Here is a 26,128-nt window from a genome sequence, read left to right on the forward strand (position 1 = left end):
GGGTCGATGCCGTAGGTGTTCTTGAGGGTGACGTAGGGGAACTGGTAGCCGGAGGCGGAGCCGGGGTCGACGAAGGCGATGGTCTTGCCGCGGAGTTGCTCGAAGGTCGTGATGCCGCTGTCGCAGCGGACGTTGAACTGCGCCCGGTAAGTAGTGGAGCCCCTGCGCACGGAGGCGAGGATGACCTGGGCGCCGTAGTTGTCCACCGCCTGCACTATGGCCGCGGGACCCATGAGGCCGATGTCGACGCGGCCGGTGCCGATGGCCTCGACGAGGCCGACGTAATCGGTGGCTATGAAGGTGTCGACGGGGATGAGCAGGCGCTCGGAAAGCATGTCGGCGATCGGGCCCAAGTTGTCGACTATGACGCCGGCCTCGCGGCTCGGGATGATGCCGAAGATGAGCTTGCTGGGTACGTCTCCTTGTGCTCGAGCGGCGCCCATGAACAGGGTTGCGCCCAGCACGAGAGCGATGAGGGGGGAGATCGGTCGCTTCACTTGGTGTCCTCCGGTTTGCGGGCCCCAGCCTAACAGGGCGGCCGGGGCGTCACCGAAGTCTAGTTCCAACGCCGCCTTCGCCTGCGAACGTGTAGCCGAGGCTCGTCACCGCTCGCCCTGACCCCGAGGTAGAACTCCTGCACGTTCTCGTTGGCGCGCAACTCGCCTGCGTCGCCCTCCAGCACGAAGCGGCCGCCTTCGAGGACGTAACCGTAGTCGGCGATGGCCAGCGCCTGGTTGGCGTTCTGCTCGACGAGCAGGATTCCCATGCCCTCCTGGTTGATCTCGCGGATGACCCCGAAGATCTCCTCGACCAGCATGGGAGCCAGGCCGAGGCTCGGCTCGTCGAGCATGAGGAGCTTGGGTCGGCTCATGAGGGCGCGGGCGATGGCGAGCATCTGCTGTTCGCCGCCCGACAGCGTGCCGGAGTCTTGCTTCAGCCGCTCCGCCAAGCGTGGGAAGTAGCCGAACATGCGCTCCAGGTCTTCGTTCACGGCGGTGCGGTCGGAGCGGTGGAAGGCGCCCAACCTGAGGCTCTCCGACACCGTCAGGTCCGGGAACATCCCGCGGTCCTCGACCACGTACGCGATGCCGGCCTGCGAGATGCGCTCCGTGGCCGCTCGCGTCATGTTCTTGCCCATCACCATGACGGTTCCCTTGCGCGGCTCGTCTTCCACCAGGCCCATGATGGTCTTCAGCATCGTGCTCTTGCCGGCACCGTTGGAACCAAGCACGGTCACGCACGTGCCGGCCCGTACCGTCAGCGACACGCCCTTCAAGACCCGAAGCTGCTTGACGTAACCGCTCTCGACGGTCCTCAGCTCGAGCAAGGCCGGGTTCACTTGAGGACCTTTTCGGCCTGGGCCCCGGCATCCGCCCCGGTCGTAGGGCCGGCCAGCTTCGTGCTTCCAAGGTAAGCGCGCACTACCGCCGGGTCGTCCTGCACTTCGTGTGGCGTGCCATCGGCGATCTTGTTCCCGTGGTCGAGAACGACGACGCGGTCCGCCAGCCGGCTGACCACCCGAAGGTCGTGCTCGACGACCAGCATGGTGAGGTTCAGGTCGCGGCGCAGCCTTAGCAGCGTGACCATCATGTCGTCCTTCTCCTCGACGGTCATGCCGGCGGCCGGCTCGTCTAGCAGCAGCAGCCTGGGCTCGGACGCCAGTGCCCGGGCCACCTCGATGAGCTTCTGCACCCCGTAGGGCAGCGCCCCGACCGGTTGGTCGCGGTAGGCTTGTAGGTCGAGGAGGTCCATCAGCTCCTCGGCCCGGCGGCGCTGCGCGACCTCGTCTCGGACCCACGAGCGGGTGGCCAACATGGCGGAGAACAGGTTGGACTTCACGTGCAGGTGCCGGCCTAGGAGGAGGTTGTCCAGGCACGTGAGCGACTTGAACAGTTCGATGTTCTGGAACGACCGCCCGATCCCCGAGCGCGCCACCATGTGTGGCGCCATTCCCGTGATCTCGCGGCCTTGCCACGTGACGGTTCCCGTGTCGGGGCGGTAGAAGCCGCAGATGATGTTGAACAGGCTCGTCTTGCCGGCGCCGTTCGGGCCGATGACGGCGACGACCTCGCCCTCGCTGACGCCCGCCGACACGCCGGACAGCGCGGTCAGGCCACGGAACGAGAGCGTCACCGAGTCGAGTTGCAGCATATAGGTCACGTTAGATATCCGGCGTGGGGCGCCCAGAAGGGCGCCCCACGGCCAAGGTTGCTACTTAGAGCGTGAGCCAGTCGGAGACGGGCCGGAGGCCCTGCGGGGTCACCTGCAGGAGCATGACGGAGTTGTTGCCTTGGTAGCCGTCGGCGAACGACAGGTCGTGGTAGAGCCCCGTCGTGTAGCCGGTGATGTTGGAGAGGGCCTCCTCGAAGGAGGCGCGGGTCACGTCGCGGCCCGCGGCCTCGAGGGCAAGCACGAGGGGCTCGGCGAACGCCACGCCGGCGAGGGCCCGGAACGGGTCGGCCGCGACCTGTGGAGCGTAGGCCACAACCACGTCCTTATAGATCTGATCGGCGATCGGGTCGCCGTTACCCTCGCCCACGATGACGGACGGCAGGCGGAGGAACACGGAGAAGAGCGCGCCCTGCATCCCCGGGTTGGAGAGCAGGCTCGGGTCGAGGAGCGTTACGGTGGCGAGCATCTGCGGCTTGAAGTCGAGGCGCTGAAGCTCGCCTACGAGCGTTGCGGCGGCGGTGGGGTCGGAGAAGAGGAGCACGGTGTCGGCGCCCGAACCGCGAAGGCGCAACGCCTGCACGCCCTGGTTGGTGGTGCCGCGTTCGTACGGCACCTTGTCGCCCACGGTCACGTCGTAGCCGTCGGCCTTGAGGCGCTCGATCTCCGCCTCGAGACCGCGCAGGCCGGCCTGGCCGTAGCCGTCATTCTGGTAGAAGATGGCGATGTTCTTGCTGCCCAGCGTCTGGACGGCGTAGCGGGTCATGAGGGAGGCCTCCACGACGTAGTCGGTGAAGGTCGTGTAGATCAGGCCGTCCGATTGCTCGGCGAAGACCTCGGAGCCCGTGGCGGGCCCCACCCACGGCACGCCTGCCCGCTTGAGTAGCGGCATGGCCGCCAGGCCGTTGGCCGTGCCTACCCCGCCCACGAACGCGAAGACGTTCTCGCGGTCGATGAGTTCACGTACGGCGGCGACGGTGCGGGCCGGGTCGTAGCCGTCGTCACGGGAGACGAGGACCAGCTTGCGGCCGTGGATGCCACCCTGGTCGTTGATGTACTGGAAGTAGGCGTCGATGGCCGTGGTGACCGTGCCCCAGGCGGCCGCGGGGCCGGACTGCGGGCCCCAGTTGCCGATCTTGATCTCGGTATCCGTGATGCCCGGCTCCGCTGCGAAGCTGAAAGCCAGTAGTGCACCGAGAACGACGAACGCGATGATCCGCTTCATGCTGCTCCTTTCCCCGCCAGTGGCTGGGGTACGAGTTGGGCTCTTGAGGTTCGAGGCTACCATGCGGCCCAGGCGCGTGGCAAAGCCGGAAGACTCGAGTAGAACACTCACTTCTCGCGTCTCAGACGCGTTTCACGTCGGGCCTCCCAAGCAATCCGTGAGGCTTCAGCACCAGCACCAGGATCACGACGAGGAACGCGAAAGAGGCCTTGAACTCGAGGGACACGTAGACGCCCACCAGCAACTCGAGGATGCCCAGCATGTAGCCGCCCAGCACGGCCCCCGGTAGCGAGTTCATGCCCCCGATAACTGCGGCGACGAAGCCCTTGCTGAGAGGGTCGAGCATCATGGTCGGGTTGAGGAGGGTGGTGGGCGCGAACAGCAGCGCCGCGGCGGTGGCAAGCACGGCGGCCGCGGCCCAGGTGGCCATGAGCACGGTGCGGACGGGCAGGCCCATCGCCTCGGCCACGTCCTCGCGCTGGGCCACGGCGCGCATGGCGACGCCGAGCTTCGTGTAGGTGAGGAGGGCCCAGAGCGCGACCATGAGCACGACGCCCAAGAGCGCCGTGACTATGGAGACGAGGCTGAGCGACACGCCGCCGAAGCGCAAGATCCTGTCGGTCACGAGTGTGGGCACGATCTTGTTGTCGTTGCCGAAGAAGAGTGCGTCGAGCCCGCCCAGTGCCAGCGCCAGCCCCAGGGTGAGGATGAGGAGCCCCAGCTCGCTCTGGTTCTTGGCGGGCCGCACCAGCAGCAAGTAGACGAGCATGCCGATGATCGCGGCGGCAACCAGGGCGAGCAGGAACGAGAGGCCGAACGGGATGCGCAGTTGCGTGAGGAGCGTGTAGGCGATGAAGGTGCCCGTCACTCCCAGGTCGCCGTGCGCGAAGTTGAGGATGCGGGTGGTGCGGTAGAGGAGCACGAGCCCTAGCGCCACGAGGGCGTAGACGCTCCCGAAGCTGGCGCCGCTCACGAAGCTCTGGACGAGGGTGTCCAGACCGCCCATCAGCGCAACCTCCTGCCCTGAGCACTCACAGGGGCCACGACTTCCAGAAGCGCCTGATCTTGAGCCAGCGCCCGTAGAGGCCGGCGGGCTCGAGCATCATGATGGCGATCACCACGGCGCCGAAGACTAACTGCGACCAGGCGCGGAAGGTGGAGAGGTAGACGTCGAGGCCGGTGATGAACCCCGCCCCCAGCAGGGCCCCGGGCAGGAAGCCCAGCCCGCCCACCAGGGTCATCAGCAGGAACTTGATGGAGAGCATGAGGTTGAAGCTCTCGGGCGTGATGTAGCCGACCAGCGGGCCGTAGAGCGCCCCGGCGAGGCCGGCCACCGTCGCCGAGATCACGAACGCGAGGGTCTTGTAGCGGGCCAGCCCGATGCCGCTCATCTGGGCGGCCAGGTCGGCGTCGCGCGTGGCGCGGAAGGCGCGGCCGATGTGCGACCGCTCGATGTTGAACAGCATCCAGGTGACTACGCCGGCCAACAGCAGCACCAGGTAGTAGTACGCGCGGTCGCCGTAGAAGTCGATGCCTAGCAGCACCGGCCGGTCGACGATGGTGCCGGTGGAGGCGCCCACGAACGCCCAGTTGTTGAGGATCTGCTGGATGGCCAAGCCGAAACCGAGCGTGGCGATGGCCAGGTACGGGCCCTCCAGCCGCAGCGACGGCACGCCGATGATGACCCCAAGCACCGCTGACACGGCCATGGCGGCCAACAGCGCGAGCAGGAACGGCCAGTCGTGCTGCGTGAGTACCGCGTGGACGTAAGCCCCGGCCGCCAGGAAGCCCGCGTGCCCCAGCGAGACCTGGCCGGTCAGGCCCACCAACACGGTGAGCGAGAGAGCCACCAACGCGTAGACGAAGAACAGGGTGAAGTTGTAGATGAGGTAGCCCTTAACCAGGAAGGGCAGTGCCAGTAGCAACGCTCCTGCGAGGCCCGCCACCACCCACGCCTGCGATCCTCGGATCAACCACAGGTCGTTCTCGTAGCGTTCACGGAAGAGCATGGTGACTCCGTTCGCCTCTCGGCGGGCGGTCAGGCATACATCTCCTCGATGAGGTGCCCATACTTCTTCGCGATGCTGGAACGCTTGACCTTGAGGGTGGCCGTTACCTCGCCGTCCTCGTGGTAGAGCCGCTTGGGCAAGATGGCGAACTTCTTGATGGTCTCGACTCGCGCCAGCGTGTCGTTCACGCCCTCCACCTCGGCCTCGATCAACTCGCGAACCTCGGGGTTGGCCGCCAGGTCCGTATAGGTCGAGTAAGCCAGCTGCCGTTCGGTGGCCCAGTGGGTCACGTTGTCTTCGTCGAGGACGAGGAGCGCGGTGAGGTACTTGCGGCGGTCACCTATTACGACGGCGTCGTTGATGTAGGGGCTCGACTTGAGCTTGTTCTCGATCTTCTGTGGCGCGATGTTCTTCCCCCCCGCGGTGATGAGGATGTCCTTCTTACGATCGGTGATGCGCAGTTGGCCGTCGTCGTCGATCTCGCCGACGTCGCCCGTGTGCAGCCAGCCGTTCTCGAGGACCTCGGCCGTGGCCGCGGGGTCCTTGTGGTAGCCGAGGAAGTTGCCCGGGCTGTGGCTCAGGATCTCGCCGTCGTCGGCGATCTTCACCTCCACGCCCTTGAACGGGTACCCGACCGTGCCGAGGCGTCCACCGCCGCGGTGGATGGAGATGATGCCGGTGGACTCAGTGAGTCCGTAGCCCTCGCGCACGTCGACGCCTATCAGCCTGAAGTACCCCAGCACCTCGGGTGCGATGGGCGCCGCCCCCGAGATCGCCACCCTCACGCGGTCGAGCCCGAGGCGGTAGCGCAGGAGGCGCAGGACGGCCAGGTGCGCCAGGCCCGTGGCCAGCCGGTTGTGGCCCCGGGCGGCGCCCATGGCGGCCGAGTAGGCGACGCGCTTGACGACGTTGGCGTCCTTCATGTGCAGCTCCACCATGGAGTAGAGCTTCTCCCAGATGCGTGGCACGGCGAAGAAGACCGTGGGACGGATCTCCTGGAGGTTCGTCAGGACCGTGTCGAGGTTCTCGGTGAAGGAGACCGTGTAACCGAACCTGAGGGGCGCCGTGACGCTGATGAGGCGCTCGACGATGTGCGACAGGGGCAGGAACGAGAGCAGCTCGTCGTCCGCCCGGAGGGGCGTGGCCGCGTTCAGCGAGTCGATGGCCCACAGCAAGTTGGCGTGCGAGAGCATGGCGCCCTTGGGGTTGCCCGTGGTGCCGGACGTGTAGATGAACAACGCCGTGTCGCTCGGCTCGATTGCGGCGAGGCGCTCCTCGACGGGGGCCGGATCGGCCGCGTAGCGCTCCGCTCCCGACTGCAGTACCGCTTCCCACTCGAGCGTGCCCTCGACGTCCTCGGGCTCGACCACCACGACCCACCTGACCGTCGGACATTGGTCGCGGACGGCGAGCCACTTCTCCAACTGCTCGGCGTCCTCGAGGAAGAGGCCCACCGAGTCGGAGTGGTTCACGTGGTAGGCGAGCTGCTCGGGGCTGCTGGTGGTGTAGACACCCACCGTTGCGCCCCGCGCCGTCTGGATGGCGATATCTGCGATGAGCCACTCCGGCCGGTTCTCGCACAGCACGGCCACCCGCTCGCCGGCCTCCAGCCCCAGGTGGATCATCTCGCGCGCGAGGGCGTTGACGCGAGCCGCGTACTCGGCCCAGGAGATCTTCTCCCAGAGCCCGAGGCGCTTGACCCGGAGGGCGACGCCGGTACCTGTTGACCTGTCGCGAAGCAGCGCAGGCACGCTGCCCGCTCGTAAGCCGTTTTCCGTCATCGTATGGACGATTGTAACCCGGCCCGAAGGGCGGGCAACCCGAGGCCCGGCGCGGTCGGTGACCCGTTACGGTCGGCAACGCGTTACGGTCGGCACGCGCCGTGGGCGGTGACGCATCGTGGGCGGTGACGCGTCGTGGGCGGTGATGCGTCGCGGTTCGTGACGCGTCGTGGGCGGTGAACCGTTGCGAGCTAGGGTTCCCGGTTCAGCCGGCCTTCTCCAGTGCCAACGCGGAGTTCAACTCGCCCGCCAGTTGAGCGCACCAGGCGTCTACGCGCGCGTCGGTCAGGTCGTCGTCGTTGTCCTCGTCTATGGCCAGGCCCAGGAAGTAGTCGCCGCGCTGCGCCAACGAGCCGGTGAAGACGTAGCCGGCCGTAGGCCACTCGCCGACCAAGGTCGCGCCCGTGGGCTCCAGGGCCCGCGCGATGGTGTCGAGCGCGTCGAGGTACGTGTCAGGGTAGCCGCGGCGGTCGCCCGTGCCGAAGAGGGCCACGAACTTGCCCCGCAGGTCCAGCGCGCCCAGCTCGTCGAGCCGCATGTCCCAGTCGCTCGGCAACTGCCCGATGTTCCAGGTAGAAGAGCCGACGACTATCAGGTCGGCGCTCGTGAGCTCCTCGAAGTCGAGCCAGGCAGCGTCGCGACAGGGGACCTCGACGCCGAACTCCTTGGAGAGCGCTTCCGCCACTCGCTCCGCGACCAGCTCGGTGGCACCGAACATGGTGGCGTACACGACGATGATCTTGAGGGGGCCGTTCTGGGGACCGTTACGCAACACGAGTCGATGCTACGCCCAACCGAGCCGAACGGACGTTGACCGGCGTCATGCGACGAGCGAGCCTTGTGACGGCGGCTCGCCCGCCAAGTCGTGTGGCGGCACCAAGCCTGCCAAGCAGTGTTACGGCACCTCGTCTCCCAAGTCGTCACAAGTCGTCGAGGTTGGAAGGGTCGATGACCTCGCACACGCCCATCTTCGCCCCGAAGTTGGGCACCACGTTGGCCGCGCTCATGCCCGTGAGCATGGTGCTGCCGGCGACTCCGAAGACGCCCCCTACGGCCGCCCCGAGCGGCATACCGACGATGATGTTGTTGACGTAAACCTCCATCATGCAGCACACCTTCTCACTCAGCTTGGGCTTCGCCTCGCATGCGTGGAGGTCACGAACCATGAGCGCGATGCCGGCGTAGTCGTTGAAGAAGCTCACGGTCTCGGTCACGAGGTACTCGGTCAGTTCCTGACCGCGGCCGGCCCCGGCCAGCCCCAGCGCCGCGCCGCTGACGGGGTCGACGCGGAACCATGCGGGTTCGGCCCCGTCGGCCGCGGGCCCCTCCGCCAGCAGCACCACGTTCCCTGCTTCGAGGTCGCGGCCCGCCGCGGCGCGGCTGGCGGCCGGCCAGGAGCCGGGCAGGTCCGAGGCGCCACGCACCACCGTAAGCGTGCCGCCCGCCTCTAGCGCGGCGGCCACGCCGTCGAAGGCGCCATGCCGGGTGACCCCATCGCCCGCCAGCGGCAGGCCCTCGGTGCGGGTCTCCCACACGCCGCGGCGCAGTGACTCGCGGGCGAGCGCACGCACCCCGTCCGGGGCAGTGGTGAGGGTTCGCGTCGGGTTGGCGATCACGTCCACCACGTCACGCCCCTCGGGCCAGTGCTGCTCGAAGGCGACCAGCGCCGGAGCGGGTCGGAACGTCACCGCCCCGTCCGGCGTGGGCGCGGCGTCGAAGAGATCGAACAGCCGCAGGTGCGCCATGGGACGCGCGGCGTCGGCCAGCTCCGAGCTCGGCCGGTAACCCTGGAAGCGGCCCGAGCGGAGTTCCTCGTCCATGGTGGCGAGTTCGTCTCTCACGGCCTCGGTAGCCGCGAGGGAGCGCTGCAGGCTGTACGCCTCGCTGAACGAGCCCGTCATGGCCATGACCGTGATGCTTCCCTGCAGGGCCTCGAGCATGTCGAGGTCGCTCATCTCGTTCGCGAACGCGCTGCTGCCCTTGGCGCGGTTGTCGGCGCCCACGCGGTCGAGCAGGTTGCGGCGCACGGAGTGTTCAACGCCCCCCGGACCGATGAGCGTGTAGCGCACGTAAACGGAGGCGAGGGCCATGGCGCCGGCACTGTCCGCGGCCTCCTTGCCGCCAAGTGCTCCCAGTGCGCTCGTTGCCTTGTTCATCGCGTCGGAGACGGTCTGGAACAGCGCGGCGGCCACGTTGCCGGCCGCGTCGGGAGGTACTACCCGCCCGCTCAGGTCGAAGACCTGGCCACCCTCGGGCAGCGAACCGTTGAAGCCGGGGGCGAAGAAGTGCGTGGCGTCCAGCACGGCCTGCGCGTCGCCGGCGGCGTATGCCGCGTCGTCCATCCCGTCGGCGGTGATGTCGAGCGTGAGCGGAACGCCGAAGAGGTTCGCGGTGGGCCGTTCCCAGGGCGTCATGAGCGCATGCTCGACCAACTTGTCCCCCAGTCGCTGCTCGAGGACGAGTTCGATGCGAAGCCGGTGCTGGTGCTCGGGCGGCACGCTGCCCTCGAGCACCCCCTCGGGCTCGAGCCCCAAGTCGGGCGTCGGCTCGGCGAAGGCCGGATGAACGTCATCCCACCCACCGTCGGGGCGGCGGACCTGCACCCAAGCGTAGTCCTCGGCATCCGCGAGCAGGGCGGCGCGCGCCTCGGCGCCGGCGCCGAGCTCGACCCCGGCGTCGTCCAGCGCCGTGAGTAGCTTCTGCGCCATGGCGTCGCTCTGCTCGGCAAGCGCGGCAAGCTGCTCCTCGGCCTCGGCGACCCAGGTCTCGGCCTGATCGCTACTGAAGCCGACCAGCGCGCCAAGCTCTCCCAGTGGAACGGCGACGTCCGGCGGGGCGCTGGGCGCGCCCGTCGTCTGTGCCAACAGTCGCGAGGCCGGTTCCTCCGGCAGCCTGCCGAAGGCTATGCGTGCGTCGAACGCGGCGTCTTGCAGCAGCGTTGCGAGCAGCAGGGCCTGATCCCAGGCGTTGCCGGCGCCGCTGACAACGGTGCCTTCGGCCCCGCGCAGCACCCCCGCGTACGGCTGGTAAGCGATGTGAGTTCGCACCCACTCGACGATGACGTCGGGTTCCTCCAACGCGAGTTCGAGACTCAGGTCGTCGAGCGACAGCCGGGCAGCGCCCGAGTCGCCGAGCCCAGCGCGCATGACCGCCACGTAACGGTCGAGGTCGTCCAGCCACGCAGGACGCCCCGAGGCGCCGGCCTGCGCAGCGGCCGACGCGCCGGCGATCAGCAGCGCGAGGGCCACTAGCAAGCGCGTGCAGCGCGCACTCATGGTGGGACGGACGGCGGGCTCGGGAGTGTGAGGCATCATCTGTTTCCCCCAACGCGTGGCGGTTGTTCCACTGCGCCTGGACGGTGAAGGCGCTTGGCACGTGAACGTGCCGCTGAGCAGCTGCCAGGGTGGTGAAGCGCGTTTTCGGCGCTACGGAATGCGGCGCGGGACCAACGGAGCGGGGGCGCGGTGTCTTCGGCCGCGCCCCCGTAACCGCTGACCTATTGGACCCTTACTTCTTGGCGGCCTTCTTGGCAGCGGGCTTCTTGCCGCTGACGGTGTCCTTGAGGCTCTTGCCCGCCTTGAACGCCGGGTACTGGCTCGCCGGGATCTTGATCTTCTCGGTCGTGCCGGGCTTGACGCCGGTGCGGGCCTTGCGCTTGCGGACTTCGAAGGTGCCGAAGCCGGTGAGCGTCACCTTGTGCCCCTTGGCGATGCTGGTGGTCATGGAGGCGAGAAGCGAGTCCATCGTCTCCTTGACGGCCTTCTTGGACTGGTTGGTGGCTTCGGCGACTTCGCTGACGAGGTCTGCCTTGCTGACGGTCTTGTCTGCCTTCTTGGGTGCGGCCTTGGCTTTAGCCATGAGCGAGCTCCTTTCGTGAACTCGCCGAGAGTATAGGGCATGAGGCACGAGAAAATCACTACACCGGGCGATGGGGCAGGGAAAATAAGCCGCTATGTGTAATATCTCACTAACGGTATGGCGCTCGTCACGCCCCGAGCGACCCTCCGTGAACTCGTGGGACGAACGACCGGGCCGTCCGGGGAGCCGAGGCCGTAACTTGGGGCATGGCCGGATCCAGCCTCGTCGTCTTCTCGATCCTCGCCGCCGCGGTCGTCCTCTTCGTTTCGGACCGCGTGCGGCTCGACGTGGTGGCGTTGCTCGTCGTGCTGGCGCTCGTGCTGTCGGGCGTCCTGACGCCGCAGCAGGCGCTCGCCGGGTTCGGCGACCCGCTCGTGATCATGATCGCGGGGTTGTTCGTGGTGTCGTACGCGATCGTCAACACGGGCATCGCGGCGGCCGTGGGCCGCACCCTGGGGAGGGTGGCCGGCCAGAGCGAGCCGCGCATGATCCTGGCCGTCATGCTGGCGACCGGCGTCCTGTCTGCCTTCATGAGCTCCACGGGCACGGTTGCCGTCATGCTGCCCATCGCGGTGGCCATGGCGTGGCGCGCGAAGCTCAGCCCGAGCAAGCTCCTGCTGCCGGTCGCGTACGCGGCGCTCGTGGGCGGGATGCTCACGCTCATCAGCACCCCGCCCAACCTGGTCGTGTCGCAGGCCCTCGAGGGCGCCGGCCGGGAGCCGTTCGGCTTCTTCTCCTTCACGCTCCTGGGCGTCGTCATGCTCGCGGTTACCACCCTGTTCATGGTCACGCTCGGCCGGCGGGCGCTTCCCGCCACGGCTCCCAACACGCCCGGACCCGCCGGGGGCGCCGAGGACGAGGCCCTGATCGAGGTCGCCGAGCGTTACGGTCTGCCCACGCGCCTGGGAAGGTTGACGCTCGCGCCGGACTCGCCCCTCGTGGGCGCCTCCCTACGCGGCCTACGCTGGCCCGAACGCTTGGGCGTGCGAGTCCTGGCGGTGGACACGGAGCCCGAGGTCGTCAAGAGCGGTCGGCGCTCCCGTCGCTACTTGGGCCGCTCGAAGCGGATCGGCCCCGACACCCTGCTCGTGGAGGGCGACCGCATCTTGCTCCAGGGCAGCCCGGAAGCGCTGGCGGCCGCGGCGCGCAAGGCCGAGGTGGAACTCGAGGCGGTGGACGCGGCCGCCGACGACCTGGTCCCTGCCAACCTGGGATTCGCGGAGGTGTTGCTGACGCCGCGGTCGTCCTGGATCGGCAACAGCCTCGCGACCCTGCGGTTCCGCGAGCGCTACGGGGTGCAGGTAGTGGCGCTCCGGCGCGGGCAGGCGCAGGTGACCGAGGGGAGTGGCGACAAGCGGCTGGGGGAGACGCGCCTCAAGTTCGGCGACACCCTGCTCGTCCAGGGCTCCATGTCGGCGATCGACAGGCTGCAGGGCGAGCGTCACGATGCCGTGGTCCTCAGCGAGACCGGAGGGGAGAGGGCTGCTCCCAGGCGCCGCCGAGCGCCCATAGCCGTGGCCGTTTTGCTGCTCATGCTGATCAGCATGTCCGCCGGCTGGTTGGCGCCGGTGATGGCCGTGCTTCTGGCGGCCCTGGTGCTCGTGCTGAGCGGCTGCCTGTCCATGGAAGAGGCGTACCGCTCCATCCAGTGGCAGTCGGTGGTGCTGATAGCCGGCATGCTGCCCTTGGCCACCGCGCTGGAGTTGACGGGCGGCGTGAGCGTCGTGGCCGACGCGATGGTCGGCGTGTTCGGCGGTTCGGGTCCCCTCCTGATCCTGGTGGGTCTTTACGTCGTGACCGCCGGCCTCGGACTGCTCATGTCGAACACCGCTACGGCCGTGCTCATGGCGCCCGTGGCGCTGAGCGCCGCCGCCAGCCTGGGCGTGGCGCCAGAAGGCATGATGATGATGGTGGCACTGGCCTCGGCCTCCTCGTTCAGCACGCCCATGTCGACGCCGGTGAACACGCTGGTGGTGGGTCCCGGCCACTACCGCTTCACTGATTTCGTGAAGCTCGGCCTGCCACTGCAACTGCTGATGGCCGTGGTGGGGCTGCTGCTCATCCCGTGGTTGTTCCCCTACTGAGGCCGGCTAGGCGCCGTAGTTGTCAGGCGTGGGCCATTTCGTCTATAATCGTCCTTCTGGCGCCCGGCCGTCCACGAGACGCGTGGGGCGCGAAGCATGTTGGAAGCAAGGGCCGGTGGCGGCGCTTGGCGCCCAATACCGGACCCCGGAGGTCGAAGATGTTCGCAATCGTTGAAGCGGGCGGCAAGCAGTACCGCGTGTCCGAAGGTGACGTGCTCAAGGTCGAGAAGCTGACCGCCGAGCCCGGTGCCACCGTGGAACTGCCAGTGCTGCTGGTAGGCGGGGAGGCCGTCAAGGTGGGTGCCCCCCACGTCGACGGTGCCTCGGTCGTCGCCGAGGTCATCGGCCACGGGCGCGGCGAGAAGCTCCATATCTACAAGTTCAAGGCCAAGGCCAACTACCGTCGCCACATCGGCCACCGCCAACAGTTCACCAGCGTGCGGATCACGAGCATCCGCGGCTGAGGCGACGAGGAGAGGGTCCAAATGGCACATAAGAAAGGCGTCGGCAGCACCCGCAACGGGCGCGACTCCAACTCCCAACGGCTGGGCGTCAAGCGCTTCGATGGGCAGACCGTTCTCGCGGGCAACATCCTCGTTCGCCAGCGCGGCACGCGCTTCAAGCCGGGCCGCAACGTCGGCCTCGGCTCCGACTTCACGCTCTTCGCACTGCGCACCGGGGTCGTTCGCTTCGAGAACAAGGGGAACAAGGGCCGCTTCGTCAACATCGAGACCGCTCCCCAGGTCGCGGCAGACTGACCTTGGAGCCCGCGCGCTGATGGCGCGCTGGGCGGAATAAGGATCCACTGAGCAAGGTAGGGCGCGGCTCCTGGAGGAGCCGCGTTCTCGTTAGGGCGAGAAGACTATGGCGTTTCGAGACGTTCTGGACATCACGTTGCATGGCGGCAAGGGTGGCGACGGCGGCCTTTCCTTCATGCGGCTCAAGTACATCCCCAAGGGCGGGCCCGACGGTGGCCACGGGGGCCGGGGCGGCTCCGTGTACCTGCGCGCGGTAGAGGACGTGGCGTCGCTCGACAAGCTGGTCGGACGCACCGTTTTCCGGGCTCCCGTCGGCCAGCAGGGTGAGGGTCGCAACAAGGCGGGCCTCAGCGGCACCGACCTGTTCGTCGACGTGCCCGTCGGCACCATGGCCACCGACCTGGAGACGGGCGAACTGCTGGCCGACCTCGTCGAAGTCGGACAAACGGCGGTCGTGGCGGCCGGCGGCGTGGGTGGGAGGGGCAACGCCAGCTTCGCCAGCTCCACCCGCCGCGCCCCCCGCTTCGCGGAGAAGGGCACTCCCGGCGAGTCGCGCAAGGTGCGCCTGGAGTTGCGCACCATCGCAGATGTCGGCCTGGTCGGCTATCCCAATGCCGGCAAGTCGAGCCTCCTCGCCGCCTTGTCCAACTCCAGGCCCGCGATAGCGTCATACCCGTTCACCACGCTGAGCCCCAACCTGGGCGTGGTGGAGCACGACATGCAGCGGTTCACGATGGCCGACATCCCCGGGATCATCGAGGACGCCCACAAGGGTAAGGGCCTCGGCCTCGAGTTCCTCCGGCACATCTCCCGCACCCGGCTGCTGATCTACGTGCTGGACGTCTCCGACGAACCCAAGACGACGCTGGGGGCGCTGCGCTTCGAGCTGAGCGAGTACGACCCCGACCTGCTGGAGCTTCCCGCCGTCATCGTCCTCAACAAGACCGACCTCCTGGACGAGGGGGAGCTGGCCGAACGAGAAAGCGAGCTGGCCGCGGTGGGCCTGCCGATCATGGCCATCTCGGCGCTCGAGGGCAGCGGCCTGAGCGACCTGAGGACCGCCCTGTTCGAGCTCCTCCCGCCGCGGCCGAAGCCCGTCGCCGCTTCCGGCCCGCGCAAGGTGACCGCGTCGCCCGTAGCCGTGAAGCGCGACATGACTGGCAGCGGCTGGGTGGTCACGGGTAGCGAGCTGGAAGAGGTGGTCGCGCGCTTCGACGCCGCCAACCCCGAGGCCGTGGCGTACCTGCAGCACCACTTCAAGGTGCACGGCGTCAACCAGCTACTGAAGCGTGCGGGAGTGCGTTCCGGCGAGGAAGTGCAGATCGGGGCGGCCGTGTTCGACTACTTCGACGACACGGCTCCGGAGACGGACACCACGTCTCAGGAGGACGCCGAGCGCGCCGGTAAACGGTACCTCGACCACTGGGCGGCCGCCGGGGACGACGCGGCCGTGGCCGCGCACCACCAGGCCGAGGCCGATGACGACCCGGCACCAGTCGAAGACGAACCCTAGACCGGCCGGGCGCGTGCTAACTTTTCCTCACGCCGCGCGCCTGCGGCCGGGGGTAGCCGAGATGCCGGGTTGCTCTTCGGTTGCTTCCGCTACCGCGCCACCTTCACCATGAGCGATGAAACCTCACACCCTCCCGACCACCAGATAGACCGCGTCCACGGCGCCGACCCGCACGACGGCGTGCGCGCCGACGAAGCGGTCGCCGACGAAGCGGTCGCCGACGCGGCCGTCGCCGACGCGGCCGTCGCCGCCTACTGTCGGCGCGTGCGAGAAGTGGTGAGCCAAGACCGCTTCGAGCACATCCGCCGCGTGATGGAGACGTCCGTGGACATCGCCAAAGGCAACGGACTTCCCGAGTCCGAGGTGGCGAAGGTCGCCCTGGCCGCGATCTTGCACGACGCCGCTCGTGACCTACCCGACGCCGAACTCCTGCGGCTCGCGCCGCCAACCTGCGAACTGGAAGCGGCGCACCCGCTGACGCTACATGGGCGGGCCGGACGGCGCCTGGCAGAGGCTTGGGGCGTAACCGACGCCACGGTGCTTCGGGCCGTGGAGGGTCACGTGTTCGGGGTGCCGCCGGGGCAAGTCGTCGGCATGTGCGTTTACGTGGCGGACGTGTGCGAGCCGGGCCGTGGGGTGAACGGCGAGCTACGCGACCTCGCCATGCACGACCTGAAGGCGGCCTACAGGCGAGCCGTCGAGGCGAAGGTCGAGTACTTGAAGGCGACGGGCAAGCCGATCCACCCCGTCACGCTGGGCATCTACCGCAGCCTGCAGGCCGCAGAGAGCGCATGACGCGCAGAACGGCGCGCCTGGTCATGGTCTTGGGCGTCGCCTTGGCGCTCGTGGGCTTGGTGGGCTACTGGCTGACGCGCGACGTAGAGCGCAAGGCGCTCAGCGACGACCAGCTGCGCCTTATCGGGCTCAGCGGCAAGGAGTTCCATGCGAGCTTCGTGGTGGCGGGCCGCGACATCGTTTACGGCGAGGGGACGTCGACGCCCGTGTACGCCCAGGATGGCGAGATCATCGGCTGGAACTTCAGCGGCTACCGCGGGACCGAGGGCACGAACACCGACACGATCCTCTACGTCGACGTCCGCGACGACGACATCTCCGTGATCGCGATCCCACGCGACCTGATAGTAGACGAGCGGCGCAAGATCAACAGCGTGTACGCCAGGGAGGGTGCAGAGGGGCTTCTGAAGCACGTCGAGGCCATCTTGGGAGTGCCCATCGATTACTACGTGATCATCAAGCTCGACATCTTCCAGAACCTCGTCGACTCCCTCGGCGGAGTGGAGGTAGACGTGCCCTACCCAATGAACTACGACGACAACGCGGGTCGGCTGCACATCCACTTCCCGGCAGGGCCGCGCCACATGGACGGGGAAGACGCCAGCAAGTTCATCCGTTACAGGCACAGCTTGAGGGGTGACATCGACCGGCTCGACAACGTCAAGCGCCTGGCCTACGCCATGCTGCAGCGGGTCAAGGAGCTCAACTTGCGAGCGGTCGTCAAGATTCCCGAGCTCGTGGACACCTTCTTCGACGATGTCGAGACCAACCTGAGCCCGACGATCGCCCGCGAGCTGGCGTTGCGTGTCGGCGGCCTGAACCTCGAAACCACCGCCACGCTACCGAACTTCGACAGCAGCATCCCGGGGGCAGTCGGCTACGACCCCGCCACCGTGAACGCCTTCATGGCCACCACCTTCGGAGGCACGCCGAGGGAGTTCTCGTCGGCACCCGATCTGACTTTGCTCATCACCGACCACAGCGGCGAGCCCGGGGCGCTCGAGTGGTACCGGCAGAACGTCGAAGCGCTGGGGGTGGACGCGAGCAGCGTCATCGTCCGCGCAGGCGACGTCGACACCAGCCCCACCCGACTGCTCGCCACGCTCGATTCGTGGCAGGACGCCGACTACTTCGCGAGCATGCTCAACGTGGGCAAGCAGCAGATCGACCGCTTCGAGCCCGTCAAGAGGCGGCCCGTGCAGCTCGAGCTCGTCCTGGGTGCCGACGCCATGGCTCGCACCGTCATGCGAGGCGACCAGGCCGTCGCTCAGGCGAGCGTGGGCGAATGACGCCTAGGGCCGCCCGCTACGTCTATGACTTCTATGACGCGCGCTGCGCCGCGCCCGGGCGAACGCGGGCGAAGGAACTCTTACGAGCGGGGAACCGCGGGAGGAACCGATCTTGACCAGTAACCAGGCCGAAGGCGACAGCCGGCAGCACGACGTGAAGGCCGCCGAGGCGGGAGTAGCCGACCTTCCGGAGGGCGTTCAGAGCATCGTAGACGCGCTCGACGACAAGCGCGCCGTGGACGTCGCGGTGCTCGACCTGCGAGGCGTGTCCGAGACGCTCGACTGCTTCGTGGTCGCCACCGGCGAGTCCAGCCTGCAGCTCAAGGCCCTCGAGGAGTCGGTCCATGGCCGCCTCAAGGCCGAGGGCAGGCTTCCCCGCGGTGTAGAAGGCCCGTCCGAGCGGTGGGTCCTGCTGGATTACGGGCCCGTGGTGGTCCACCTGATGAGCCCCGAGGCGCGTGACTTCTACGACCTCGACGGCCTCTGGGCCGATGCTCAGCGAGTGGAAGTCACGCCTCGCTGATGCCCGAGCGGCGGCCATCGGCACCCGCCTCCCGGTCCGCGGCCCGGGGCACCGAGTACCACTGGGCCGAGTCGGCAGCGCGGTCGCACCTCGAGTCGCGAGGCTACGCGCACCTCGCCAGTAACTACCGGTTGAGGCGAGCCGAGCTGGACCTCGTGATGTTAGAAGGCGACACCGTCGTGGTGGTCGAGGTCAAGCAGCGCAAGAACGACCGCTACGGCCACCCGGCCGAGGCGATCGACGCGCGCAAACTCTCTCGGCTGCTTCTCGCTGCGCGGCATTTCGTGGCCTTCGAGCTGCGCCGGCCCGACGCGCGCCTGCGCCTGGACGCGGTGACGTTGCTCGGGGTCGAGGGCGACTACCGGCTCGAGCACTTACGAGACGTCGGCGGGCTCCTATGACCCCGGTCGCGACTCGGGCTGAGCGCACCGAGGCCAAGCGTTACCTGAGAGTCAAGATCTGCGGCATCACCCGACCCGAAGACGCGCTCGCGGCCGAGGCCGCGGGAGCTGACGCCATCGGCCTGGTCTTCGCGCCCGCTTCGAGAAGGCGCGTAGAGCTGAGCGCGGCCGAGGACATCTGCGCCGCCGCCGGCCCGTTGATCGCCCGCGTCGGCGTGTTCGTCGATGCCGAGCTGGACGAGGTTCGCGCGCTGGTCAGGCGACTTCGGTTGACCGCGGTGCAACTGCACGGGAAGGAGTCGGCCGAGTACGCCCGCGAGCTGGCCGGGGAGGTTGGCGTGGTACGCGCCCTGGCGTTCGCGCCCGGGGTCACGCCGGCCGCCCTGGCCGGCTACCCGGCCGACGCCTTACTCCTCGATGCGCAGAGGCCCGGATCGGGCACCTCGTTCGCGTGGGAGGAGGCCGCCAAGGAGTGGCTGGCTTACCCCAGGCTCGTCCTCGCCGGCGGTCTGAACCCCGGCAACGTTGCCCGCGCCGTGAGGGCGCTCAGGCCGTATGCGGTCGACGTGGCGAGCGGCGTGGAGGTCGCGCCTGGTGTGAAGGACCCCGCGGCCGTGTCCGCCTTCGTGCGGGCCGCCCGAGCCGCCGCGTCTTCGTGATTGCTGCTCGCGCCCTAGCCTCGGCGGGCGCCCGAATGGTCGGACCGGTGTCGACGGCCCTTGCCCGCACCGCCGTTGCCATCGGGCTTACGAGGTTATCCACAAAGCCCCGACGTTTTCCACAGGCCTGTGGACAAGTTAGGCTCCTTCGGTTCGGCCTTTCAAGGCGGCCCGATTACAGCGGCCCTTTCTAAGGCCTTGCGTCTAGGACGGCATTACTCTGACTACAGTGCTTGGCCGATCCTCATACCAAGAGGGGCCGCTCCTTGTCAAGCCATCACGGTTATCCACAGTCCTAGCGCCCTTTTCCACATGCCGCGGCCGTCGCGATGTAACCTGACCCGAACGTGCCGGTAAGACCGAGCCTTGGGAGGAGAACGTGAAAACGGTAACGATTCAGGACGCACGCCGCTTCTCGCTCGAGGGCGTGCAGCGCCGCCCGCTACTAAGCCAAGACGGCCTGACGGTCGAACTCGTCTGTTTCGAAGCCGGGCAGGCCGAAGACGTTAGAAACCTGGGCGCCGGCGTCGTTTACCAGGTGCTCGAGGGGGAGGTCCTCGTGCGTGCCGAAGGTGCCACCCACCGCCTGGGCAAGGGCAAGCTCATGGCCTTGGACGCGCACACGGACCACGCGCTCGAGAACGCCGGCGGCGGCCTGTTGGTGGTGCTCGCGACGCAAGCAGGGTGAGCGCGGCAAGGCGCAAGCGCCCGGAGGACCTGGCGAAACTGGCGGGGGCCGTACCGCTGGAGAGCCGGCGCGAGGCGCCGTTCCACCCGAACAAGCGCGGCTGGGAGCTCGAGCGCGAGCGGCTCCTCGAGCAGCGGCGCGAGATCTGGCTGGGGGGTGGTGCCAAGGCAGCAGCCAGGCAGCACGCCAAGGGCCGGCTGACCGCGCGCGAGCGCGTCGCCGCTCTCGTCGACGAGGGCACCGACTTCGATGAACTCATGACCTTCGCGGGCGCGGGCATGTACGAGGCCGAGGGCGGCGCCCCTGCAGGCGGCGTCGTCACGGGCCTGGGCAGGGTGGCCGGCAAGCCGTGGATGCTCATCGCCAACGACGCCACCGTGAAGGCGGGCGCCTTCTTCCCGATCACGGCCAAGAAGGTCATCCGGGCGCAGACGATCGCTTACGAGAACCACATCCCGACCATCTACCTGGTCGATTCCGCCGGCGTCTACCTGCCCATGCAGGACGAGATCTTCCCCGACCAGGACGACTTCGGCCGCGTCTTCTACCTGAACGCGCGCATGAGCGCCGAGGGCATCCCGCAGTTGGCCGCCATCATGGGCAACTGCGTCGCGGGCGGCGCCTACCTGCCCGTGATGTGCGACACCCTGGTGATGACCGAGGGGTCGGGGCTCTACCTGGCGGGCCCCGCCCTGGTGCGAGCCGCCATCGGCCAGGACGTCAGTAGCGAGGAGCTCGGTGGCGCGGCCATGCACGCCGAGATCTCCGGCACCGTCGACTTCAAGGAGCCCGACGATCAGCACGCGATCTTGCGCCTGAGGCGCCTCGCCGCGACCTATTCGGAGCGTCCGTCGGCCCCCTGGGCCCGTGGCCGCTTGGACGCGCTGGAGCCGAGTTTCGAGGGCGAGGACCTAGAGGGCATCCTGCCGACCGAGGGTGGCACCCAGACGTACGACACGCGGCAGGTGCTGGCGCGGCTCCTCGACGGCTCCGAACTCGACGAGTACAAGCGCGATTACGGGCCGACCCTCGTTACGGGATGGGGCCGGCTTGGCGGCTACCCCGTCGGGGTCGTCGCGAACCAGAAGCTCGTCGTGAAGCGTGGCGGGCGACTCGAGGTGGGCGGCGTGATCTACGGCGACGCGGCCGACAAGGCCGCCCGCTTCATCCTCGACTGCAACCAGGCCGGGGTGCCCATCCTGTTCCTGCACGACGTCAACGGCTTCATGGTCGGCCGCGAGAGCGAACAGGAGGGCATCATCCGGCGGGGCGCCAAGCTGGTGAGCGCCGTGAGCAACAGCGTCGTGCCACGGATCAGCGTCATCCTGGGCGGTTCTTACGGGGCTGGTCACTACGCCATGAGCGGCAAGGCCTACGCGCCGCGCTTCATCTTCGCGCTCCCCAGCGCCCGCTTCAGCGTCATGGGCGGTAATCAGGCGGCGAAGACCATCCTCGACATCCAGGCCGCCAGGTTGGAACGCAGCGGGCAGAAGCCCGACGACGAGACCCTTGCGGCCCTGCACGCCAAGATCAAGGCGGATTACGAGGAGGCGCTGGACATCCGCTACGGGGCCTCGCGGTTGTGGGTGGACGAGGTGATCCTCCCCTCGGAGCTGCGCAGGCGCCTGATCGGGGCCCTGGAAGCCTGCGCCATGGACGCCGAGCCCGGTCGGATGCGTCTCGGGGTCTTCCAGACCTGACGGCCCGGCGGGTGCCCTAGGCACCTGCCCACGGACTGCATTGGCCCGAGCGGCGCGGGGCTAGACTGCCGCAGATGACCCTGCTGGCGCCCCAAGCGCTCTGGCTCTTGGCCCTGCTGCCGGTGGTCGTGGTGCTCCACTTCCTCCGCGCCCGGCGGCGTGAACGCCCTGTTACGGCGCTGTTCCTGTGGCGCCGGGCACAGGCGAACGTGGCCCGCCGCAAACGCTTCTCGCCTAGTTGGCTGCTGGCCTTGCAACTCGCGTTCGTCGCGCTGGCGGCGCTGGCCCTCGCGCGCCCCCAACCGGCCACCAGCGCCGACAAGGCGCTCGTCATCGTGATAGACGCGTCGGCCAGCATGACCGCCCGCTCCGGCGACGGCACCAGGTTCGACCTCGCCAGGGCCGCCGCTCGTGACCTGTTGAGTGGCGCGTCGCGCGTGGCCCTCGTGCGCGCGGGAGACTCGCCGCGCCTGCTCGCACCGCTGGACGCGCCCAGAGCCGAGCTGTTGGGCGCGCTCGAGGGGCTGCGGGCCGGCGACGCGACTGGGGACCTCCTCGGGGCCGTAGACCTCGGGAGGAGCCTACTGCCCGGGGCCGACATCGAAGTGATAACGGACCATCGGGTAGAACTCGGCCGGCCCGCAGTGGTGGTGGTGGGTGAACCGGTCGACAACGTCGGCATCAGCGCGTTCGACGTCGGGATCGGCCAGGCCTTCGTGGCGGTCGTTGCCAGTGGTCGGCTGCCCGCGGAGGTCACCGTGGGCCTCTTCAGCCAGGGCTCCGAACTGGCGCGTAGCACACTGCTGGTGCCCTCGGGCTCGAGCGGCAGCGTCACCTTCCCGCTGCTGGACGACCAGAGCGCCCCCGTTGGGATCCTCGAGGCCCGCATCCTTGCGCCGACGCCGGACGCCCTGGCGCTCGACGACGTCGCCTACGCGGGCCGGCGAGTCCTAACCGTCGTCACCGACGACTTCTACGCCCCACTGCTGCGCGCCCTGCAGGCCGCTCCCGGCGTCACCGTCTTCGGTGCCGCCGACGCCACCAGGCGCCCCGCCGACCTGCGCGTGGTCACCGCGCCGCAACCCGCCGGATCGGGCGGGGTCGACGCGCTGCCACCGGGTGACTACATCCTCTTCCCGCCGCCCGCGCGCGAACCCGAGTATCACCTGGTGCGCGACGTGGACCGCGCCGCGCCAGTCATGCGCTTCGTCGACTTGAACGAGGCGCTGGTTGGCATCGACAAGTCCGCGCCCGGTTGGGCAGACTCGGAGGCGGACGGCTGGCGCGTCCTGGCGCGCGCCGACGACCTCACGCCCCTTTTGCGCATGAGGCGGACGGCCTCCGGGTCCATCCTGCAGTTCGGGTTCCACCCCAGCCAATCGGACGTCGTGCTGCGCCCGGCGTTCCCGGCGCTCGTGGCCAACTGGGTGGCGGCGCTCGACTCGACGCCACGCCTGCGGTTAGGAGACACCATCCCGGGCCAGGCGGCGGCCGTGCTCGAGCCCGGCGTGTACTCGGTCAGTACGGGTGAGAGGCTCGACTCGCTCAGCGGCGCGCAGGTCGGCGCGGCGGGCCGGTCCGAGCCCGTCGCTCTAGTCTCGCTCCTGTCGGCCGAGGAGTCCCGCCTCCCGACCGGTGCGCCCGGGCCTGCGGCGCGCGAAGGCGAGGCCGCCACGGGGGCCGACCGGGCCGCCGCCGGCGCCGCGAGCAACGGCAGAGCCCCGTCCGCGTACGCGGCACCGTCAGTATGGGTCACTCTGCTGCTGGTCGTCGCCCTGATCGCGCTCGCGGCGGAGTGGTGGCTCTATGCGGGTCGGCGCGGCCGCGGGTTGGTAGGCTGACGCGCGTGACGAGACTAGACCTCAGCCTGCCGTTCGTCACGCTGCTGATCCTCGGCGTCGGCCTCTTCACCCTCAACAGCGCGGCACCGAGCGACGAGTTCATGCGCCAGGTGGCGTTCCTGGTCGCGGGCGCGGTGGCGCTCGTGGCGCTGGTCTGGGCGGGGAAGAGCCGCCTGCTGCGCCTGAGCAGTTACATCTACGGGGCCAGCCTGGCGCTGCTGGTCCTCACCTACTTCCTAGGCACCGAGGTGAACGGGGCCAAGTCATGGCTCTACCTCGGACCACTACCGGGGTTCCAGCCGTCGGAGCTCGCGAAGCTCGCGCTCATCTTGGTGCTGGCCCAGGCGCTGCACGAACGTCCGATCAGGCGCCTGGTCGACTACCTCAGGGTGGCGGCGTTGGCGCTGCCCCCCATAGGGCTGGTGCTTATCGAACCCGACCTGGGCAGCGCGCTCGTCCTGGTGGCCATCACCGCAGGGGTGGTGTTGGTACGGGGCGTGCCGTGGCGGCACCTGGTGCTCATCGTGCTGCTGGTCGGCGCGGCAGTGCCGACCCTGGTCCTGCCCAACCTCAAGCCTCACCAGCTCGAGCGGCTCGTGTCGTTCGTCGACCCTTACCGCGATCCTCAGGGGACGGGGTACCAGGTCATCCAATCGACCATCGCCGTGGGGTCCGGCGGCCTGCTGGGTAAGGGCTACAAGGCGGGAACCCAGTCGCAGCTCGGGTTCATCCCCTACAGGCATACGGACTTCATCTTCCCCGTGCTGGCCGAGGAGGGCGGCTTCCTGGCCTCCGTGGTCCTGCTGCTGCTATACGGCTTGCTCTTCTGGCGCATGCTTGCGATGGCGGCCGAGTGCCCGTTCGAGCGCGATCAACTGCTCATCACGGGTGTACTCGTCTTGGTGGCGTTCCAGGTCCTGGTCAACATCGGCGTCACGATCGGGGTGGCGCCCGTCACGGGCATCACCCTGCCGCTGGTGTCTTACGGCGGCACGAGCCTGGTGAGCACGCTCGTCGCGCTGGGCTTCGCCTGGGTCGTCTACCGTGACCGGTTCGCGAACTGGTGAGCCCCTTCGGGGCCGTAGCGAGTGCCGCGCTACCGCACCCGGCCTTCCGGTCTGATAACTTCGGCGACATGGAACCCGAAGAGAACGGCGCGCCCGCTACCGGAGCACCCGCCGCGGCCGGTAGGGCCGAGTCGCTGCGCGAGCAGGTGCTGGAAGCGCTGAAGGTCGTGCACGACCCCGAGATCCCTGTGAACATCGTCGACCTCGGCCTCGTTTACGAGGTCGACATCGACGACGATGGCAACGTGGGCATCGCCATGACCCTCACCAGCATGGGTTGCCCGGTCCAGGACCTCATCCAGGCCGACACGGAGCTTGCCGCCATGAAGGTAGATGGCGTCAACTCGGTGGCCGTCGACTTCGTGTGGTCGCCGCCGTGGAGCCTCGCGAAGATGACCGACGACGGCAAGAAGCAGATGCGCATGTTCGGCTTCAACGTCTAAGAGCACCGCGCCATCTAGCGCGCCCGGCCCCTTGGAGCCCCGCGCCATTTAGACTTACGCATGGCTTTCTGGAGCAAGCGCGCCGACCCGCGGGGCCAGGCCTGGCTCGCGCTGGCGGAAGAGTTCGAACTGACCCCCGCCCCCGAACTGGCCGAGGCGCTCCGTGAGCATTTCGACCTAGGGCCGGGCGAGTTGGGCCCCATCTACGGGCTCTCGCAGCCCGGGCAGCCGCAGCTACTGGCGTTCGATCAGGTCAACCACCGGAGCGGCCCCTTGGGCCGGGTCGCCAACTTCCGCACCGGAGTCGTCGTGCGGGCGCGGGCGCCGCATGCGGCCGTATCGCTTCGGGCCAGCTCGAAGAGACACGCCGTTCTGGAGGGACTCGAGGCCGGCCGGAGCGGCGCGCAGCGCCTCGACGCCGCCTTCGATGAGGACTTCGACGCCGCCGTCAGCGTGTATGCGAGGGAGGGCGAGGCGGCCGGGCTCATGCTCACGTCCCCCGTCCGCGCCGTGCTCCTGCGCCTCCTCAAGGCCGCCGACGAGGCGCTGGCGGCGAGCGCTCGCAGGCCCCAGCGGGCTATCCCCCGACACGCATCGGGGAAGGCGCCCAGCGTGGCCATAGGACCTCGCAACCTCTTCCTGTCGCTGGAGGCCGAGACCCCCATCGCACTCGACGTGCTCGAGAACCTGATCGTCGACCTGCTCAGCCTGCACGTGGCCCTGCTGGCCGCCGGCCGCGTGACGCCCCAGCACACCGAACCCCAAGGCTCGTAGGCTCGTTGGCCCGTTGGACCGTTGGCCCGTGGGCCAGTTGGCCCGTTGGGCCGTCGTCATTTCGGCCCTCCTGAAATGGGCCCCGTTCGTTTCAGCCCCTGTGATACGGGTGGCCGGCGCGCAGGGTCTCCACCCGGTAGAGCTGCTCCAGCAGCACCAGGCGAGCCAGTTCGTGGGGCAACGTCAGGGGGGAGAGGCTCCAGGCCTCGGAGACGGCGGCGCGCAGCGCGTCGCCATGGCCCTCCGCGCCGCCTACCAGGATGGTCACGCTGCTGGTGCCCCGGTTCTCGAGTTCCGTTAGGTGCCGCGCCAGCGCCCGCGTGTCGAACGCCGTGCCGCGCTCGTCCAGGGCCACGCCCAGCCCCTGCACCTTGGCGATCAGGGATTCTCCCTCCGCCGTCTTCGCCTGGGCGACGGACTTGAGCCTGGCCTCGCGCACCTCGATGACTTCACAGCCAGTGAGCTGCCCGAGCCGCCTCGCGTAGTGTTCGCAGGCATCTTGGTAGAAGCGCTCCCTGAGCTTGCCGACTGCGACCACCCGGTAGCGCATC

General features: G+C 68.6%; 26 protein-coding genes. 15 read left to right on the forward strand and 11 right to left on the reverse strand.

The window, feature by feature from the left end:
* From phnD to ROY82_02120, 10 genes are all read right to left on the reverse strand, one after another.
* Positions 1 to 497, reverse strand: a 497-nt coding sequence (phnD, locus tag ROY82_02075) for a phosphate/phosphite/phosphonate ABC transporter substrate-binding protein (GenBank protein MDT3681254.1), incomplete at its 3' end; no start/stop codon positions are given.
* Positions 498 to 556: 59 nt separating this feature from the next.
* Positions 557 to 1,339 (reverse strand): ABC transporter ATP-binding protein, encoded by a 783-nt coding sequence (locus ROY82_02080; protein ID MDT3681255.1) that lies wholly within the window; start codon positions 1,337 to 1,339, stop codon positions 557 to 559.
* Positions 1,336 to 2,151, reverse strand: a complete 816-nt coding sequence (locus tag ROY82_02085) for an ABC transporter ATP-binding protein (GenBank protein MDT3681256.1) — start codon at positions 2,149 to 2,151, stop codon at positions 1,336 to 1,338. The genes ROY82_02080 and ROY82_02085 overlap by 4 nt, the downstream gene beginning before the upstream one ends.
* Positions 2,152 to 2,215: 64 nt before the next feature.
* Positions 2,216 to 3,394, reverse strand: coding sequence for an ABC transporter substrate-binding protein (locus ROY82_02090; protein MDT3681257.1), 1,179 nt, complete (start codon positions 3,392 to 3,394; stop codon positions 2,216 to 2,218).
* A gap of 121 nt (positions 3,395 to 3,515) precedes the next feature.
* Positions 3,516 to 4,400, reverse strand: coding sequence for a branched-chain amino acid ABC transporter permease (locus ROY82_02095; GenBank protein ID MDT3681258.1), 885 nt, complete (start codon positions 4,398 to 4,400; stop codon positions 3,516 to 3,518).
* Between the two features lie 25 nt (positions 4,401 to 4,425).
* Entirely contained in the window at positions 4,426 to 5,403 is a 978-nt protein-coding gene (locus ROY82_02100; GenBank protein ID MDT3681259.1) for a branched-chain amino acid ABC transporter permease, read from the reverse strand.
* 29 nt (positions 5,404 to 5,432) lie between these two features.
* Complete coding sequence (locus tag ROY82_02105) at positions 5,433 to 7,184, reverse strand: AMP-dependent synthetase/ligase (protein MDT3681260.1); 1,752 nt, start codon at positions 7,182 to 7,184, stop codon at positions 5,433 to 5,435.
* Between the two features lie 205 nt (positions 7,185 to 7,389).
* On the reverse strand, positions 7,390 to 7,959 hold the full coding sequence (locus ROY82_02110) for a flavodoxin (protein ID MDT3681261.1): 570 nt from the start codon (positions 7,957 to 7,959) through the stop codon (positions 7,390 to 7,392).
* Between the two features lie 145 nt (positions 7,960 to 8,104).
* Positions 8,105 to 10,498, reverse strand: a complete 2,394-nt coding sequence (locus ROY82_02115; GenBank protein ID MDT3681262.1) for a transglutaminase domain-containing protein — start codon at positions 10,496 to 10,498, stop codon at positions 8,105 to 8,107.
* A 193-nt stretch (positions 10,499 to 10,691) separates the two neighbouring features.
* Positions 10,692 to 11,042 carry an HU family DNA-binding protein gene (locus tag ROY82_02120; protein ID MDT3681263.1) on the reverse strand — a complete coding sequence of 117 codons (351 nt, stop codon included), beginning with the start codon at positions 11,040 to 11,042 and terminating at the stop codon, positions 10,692 to 10,694.
* 206 nt (positions 11,043 to 11,248) lie between these two features.
* Between ROY82_02120 and ROY82_02125 the strand changes: the two genes are divergently transcribed.
* The 15 genes from ROY82_02125 (at position 11,249) to ROY82_02195 (ending at position 25,577) form a co-directional block, all read left to right on the forward strand.
* On the forward strand, positions 11,249 to 13,126 hold the full coding sequence (locus ROY82_02125) for an SLC13 family permease (GenBank protein ID MDT3681264.1): 1,878 nt from the start codon (positions 11,249 to 11,251) through the stop codon (positions 13,124 to 13,126).
* 158 nt (positions 13,127 to 13,284) lie between these two features.
* Entirely contained in the window at positions 13,285 to 13,590 is a 306-nt protein-coding gene (gene rplU / locus ROY82_02130; protein ID MDT3681265.1) for a 50S ribosomal protein L21, read from the forward strand.
* Positions 13,591 to 13,611: 21 nt separating this feature from the next.
* Positions 13,612 to 13,884 (forward strand): 50S ribosomal protein L27, encoded by a 273-nt coding sequence (gene rpmA, locus ROY82_02135; GenBank protein MDT3681266.1) that lies wholly within the window; start codon positions 13,612 to 13,614, stop codon positions 13,882 to 13,884.
* Positions 13,885 to 13,990: 106 nt separating this feature from the next.
* Positions 13,991 to 15,397: a GTPase ObgE gene (gene obgE / locus ROY82_02140; GenBank protein ID MDT3681267.1), complete on the forward strand. Its 1,407-nt coding sequence runs from the start codon at positions 13,991 to 13,993 to the stop codon at positions 15,395 to 15,397.
* 108 nt (positions 15,398 to 15,505) lie between these two features.
* The gene (yqeK, locus tag ROY82_02145; protein ID MDT3681268.1) at positions 15,506 to 16,192 is read left to right on the forward strand and encodes a bis(5'-nucleosyl)-tetraphosphatase (symmetrical) YqeK; all 687 of its coding nucleotides are present in this window, start codon (positions 15,506 to 15,508) and stop codon (positions 16,190 to 16,192) included.
* A complete protein-coding gene (locus ROY82_02150) occupies positions 16,189 to 17,481 on the forward strand; it encodes an LCP family protein (protein ID MDT3681269.1) in 1,293 nt (430 codons plus the stop codon). Before yqeK ends, ROY82_02150 begins: the two co-directional genes overlap by 4 nt.
* Positions 17,482 to 17,593: 112 nt before the next feature.
* Positions 17,594 to 18,004: a ribosome silencing factor gene (gene rsfS, locus ROY82_02155; GenBank protein ID MDT3681270.1), complete on the forward strand. Its 411-nt coding sequence runs from the start codon at positions 17,594 to 17,596 to the stop codon at positions 18,002 to 18,004.
* Complete coding sequence (locus ROY82_02160) at positions 18,004 to 18,405, forward strand: YraN family protein (GenBank protein MDT3681271.1); 402 nt, start codon at positions 18,004 to 18,006, stop codon at positions 18,403 to 18,405. The genes rsfS and ROY82_02160 overlap by 1 nt, the downstream gene beginning before the upstream one ends.
* Positions 18,402 to 19,064 (forward strand): phosphoribosylanthranilate isomerase, encoded by a 663-nt coding sequence (locus tag ROY82_02165; GenBank protein ID MDT3681272.1) that lies wholly within the window; start codon positions 18,402 to 18,404, stop codon positions 19,062 to 19,064. Before ROY82_02160 ends, ROY82_02165 begins: the two co-directional genes overlap by 4 nt.
* Before the next feature lie 379 nt (positions 19,065 to 19,443).
* Positions 19,444 to 19,752: a hypothetical protein gene (locus ROY82_02170; protein MDT3681273.1), complete on the forward strand. Its 309-nt coding sequence runs from the start codon at positions 19,444 to 19,446 to the stop codon at positions 19,750 to 19,752.
* Complete coding sequence (locus ROY82_02175; GenBank protein MDT3681274.1) at positions 19,749 to 21,452, forward strand: acyl-CoA carboxylase subunit beta; 1,704 nt, start codon at positions 19,749 to 19,751, stop codon at positions 21,450 to 21,452. Before ROY82_02170 ends, ROY82_02175 begins: the two co-directional genes overlap by 4 nt.
* A gap of 74 nt (positions 21,453 to 21,526) precedes the next feature.
* Positions 21,527 to 23,293, forward strand: a complete 1,767-nt coding sequence (locus tag ROY82_02180; protein ID MDT3681275.1) for a VWA domain-containing protein — start codon at positions 21,527 to 21,529, stop codon at positions 23,291 to 23,293.
* A gap of 5 nt (positions 23,294 to 23,298) precedes the next feature.
* A complete protein-coding gene (rodA, locus tag ROY82_02185; GenBank protein MDT3681276.1) occupies positions 23,299 to 24,360 on the forward strand; it encodes a rod shape-determining protein RodA in 1,062 nt (353 codons plus the stop codon).
* Between the two features lie 68 nt (positions 24,361 to 24,428).
* Complete coding sequence (locus tag ROY82_02190; protein ID MDT3681277.1) at positions 24,429 to 24,803, forward strand: iron-sulfur cluster assembly protein; 375 nt, start codon at positions 24,429 to 24,431, stop codon at positions 24,801 to 24,803.
* A gap of 60 nt (positions 24,804 to 24,863) precedes the next feature.
* Positions 24,864 to 25,577: a hypothetical protein gene (locus ROY82_02195; protein MDT3681278.1), complete on the forward strand. Its 714-nt coding sequence runs from the start codon at positions 24,864 to 24,866 to the stop codon at positions 25,575 to 25,577.
* A 91-nt stretch (positions 25,578 to 25,668) separates the two neighbouring features.
* Here ROY82_02195 and ROY82_02200 read toward each other — a convergent pair whose 3' ends face one another.
* Complete coding sequence (locus ROY82_02200; GenBank protein ID MDT3681279.1) at positions 25,669 to 26,127, reverse strand: 23S rRNA (pseudouridine(1915)-N(3))-methyltransferase RlmH; 459 nt, start codon at positions 26,125 to 26,127, stop codon at positions 25,669 to 25,671.
* Between the last annotated feature and the right edge of the window lies 1 nt (position 26,128).

The organism is Truepera sp., from assembly GCA_032027045.1.
Lineage (GTDB): Bacteria > Deinococcota > Deinococci > Deinococcales > Trueperaceae > JAAYYF01.

Excerpts from the sequence above, each read along its gene's own strand:
- ROY82_02195 (MDT3681278.1), top strand. The coding sequence starts at position 24,864 with ATGGCTTTCTGGAGCAAGCGCGCCGACCCGCGGGGCCAGGCCTGGCTC.
- ROY82_02120 (MDT3681263.1), bottom strand. The coding sequence starts at position 11,042 with ATGGCTAAAGCCAAGGCCGCACCCAAGAAGGCAGACAAGACCGTCAGC.
- rplU (MDT3681265.1), top strand. The coding sequence starts at position 13,285 with ATGTTCGCAATCGTTGAAGCGGGCGGCAAGCAGTACCGCGTGTCCGAA.
- ROY82_02160 (MDT3681271.1), top strand. The coding sequence starts at position 18,004 with ATGCCCGAGCGGCGGCCATCGGCACCCGCCTCCCGGTCCGCGGCCCGG.
- ROY82_02085 (MDT3681256.1), bottom strand. The coding sequence starts at position 2,151 with ATGCTGCAACTCGACTCGGTGACGCTCTCGTTCCGTGGCCTGACCGCG.
- ROY82_02150 (MDT3681269.1), top strand. The coding sequence starts at position 16,189 with ATGACGCGCAGAACGGCGCGCCTGGTCATGGTCTTGGGCGTCGCCTTG.
- ROY82_02165 (MDT3681272.1), top strand. The coding sequence starts at position 18,402 with ATGACCCCGGTCGCGACTCGGGCTGAGCGCACCGAGGCCAAGCGTTAC.
- ROY82_02125 (MDT3681264.1), top strand. The coding sequence starts at position 11,249 with ATGGCCGGATCCAGCCTCGTCGTCTTCTCGATCCTCGCCGCCGCGGTC.
- ROY82_02190 (MDT3681277.1), top strand. The coding sequence starts at position 24,429 with ATGGAACCCGAAGAGAACGGCGCGCCCGCTACCGGAGCACCCGCCGCG.
- ROY82_02200 (MDT3681279.1), bottom strand. The coding sequence starts at position 26,127 with ATGCGCTACCGGGTGGTCGCAGTCGGCAAGCTCAGGGAGCGCTTCTAC.
- obgE (MDT3681267.1), top strand. The coding sequence starts at position 13,991 with ATGGCGTTTCGAGACGTTCTGGACATCACGTTGCATGGCGGCAAGGGT.
- ROY82_02105 (MDT3681260.1), bottom strand. The coding sequence starts at position 7,184 with ATGACGGAAAACGGCTTACGAGCGGGCAGCGTGCCTGCGCTGCTTCGC.
- ROY82_02115 (MDT3681262.1), bottom strand. The coding sequence starts at position 10,498 with ATGATGCCTCACACTCCCGAGCCCGCCGTCCGTCCCACCATGAGTGCG.
- ROY82_02090 (MDT3681257.1), bottom strand. The coding sequence starts at position 3,394 with ATGAAGCGGATCATCGCGTTCGTCGTTCTCGGTGCACTACTGGCTTTC.
- ROY82_02180 (MDT3681275.1), top strand. The coding sequence starts at position 21,527 with ATGACCCTGCTGGCGCCCCAAGCGCTCTGGCTCTTGGCCCTGCTGCCG.
- ROY82_02095 (MDT3681258.1), bottom strand. The coding sequence starts at position 4,400 with ATGGGCGGTCTGGACACCCTCGTCCAGAGCTTCGTGAGCGGCGCCAGC.
- yqeK (MDT3681268.1), top strand. The coding sequence starts at position 15,506 with ATGAGCGATGAAACCTCACACCCTCCCGACCACCAGATAGACCGCGTC.
- rpmA (MDT3681266.1), top strand. The coding sequence starts at position 13,612 with ATGGCACATAAGAAAGGCGTCGGCAGCACCCGCAACGGGCGCGACTCC.
- ROY82_02100 (MDT3681259.1), bottom strand. The coding sequence starts at position 5,403 with ATGCTCTTCCGTGAACGCTACGAGAACGACCTGTGGTTGATCCGAGGA.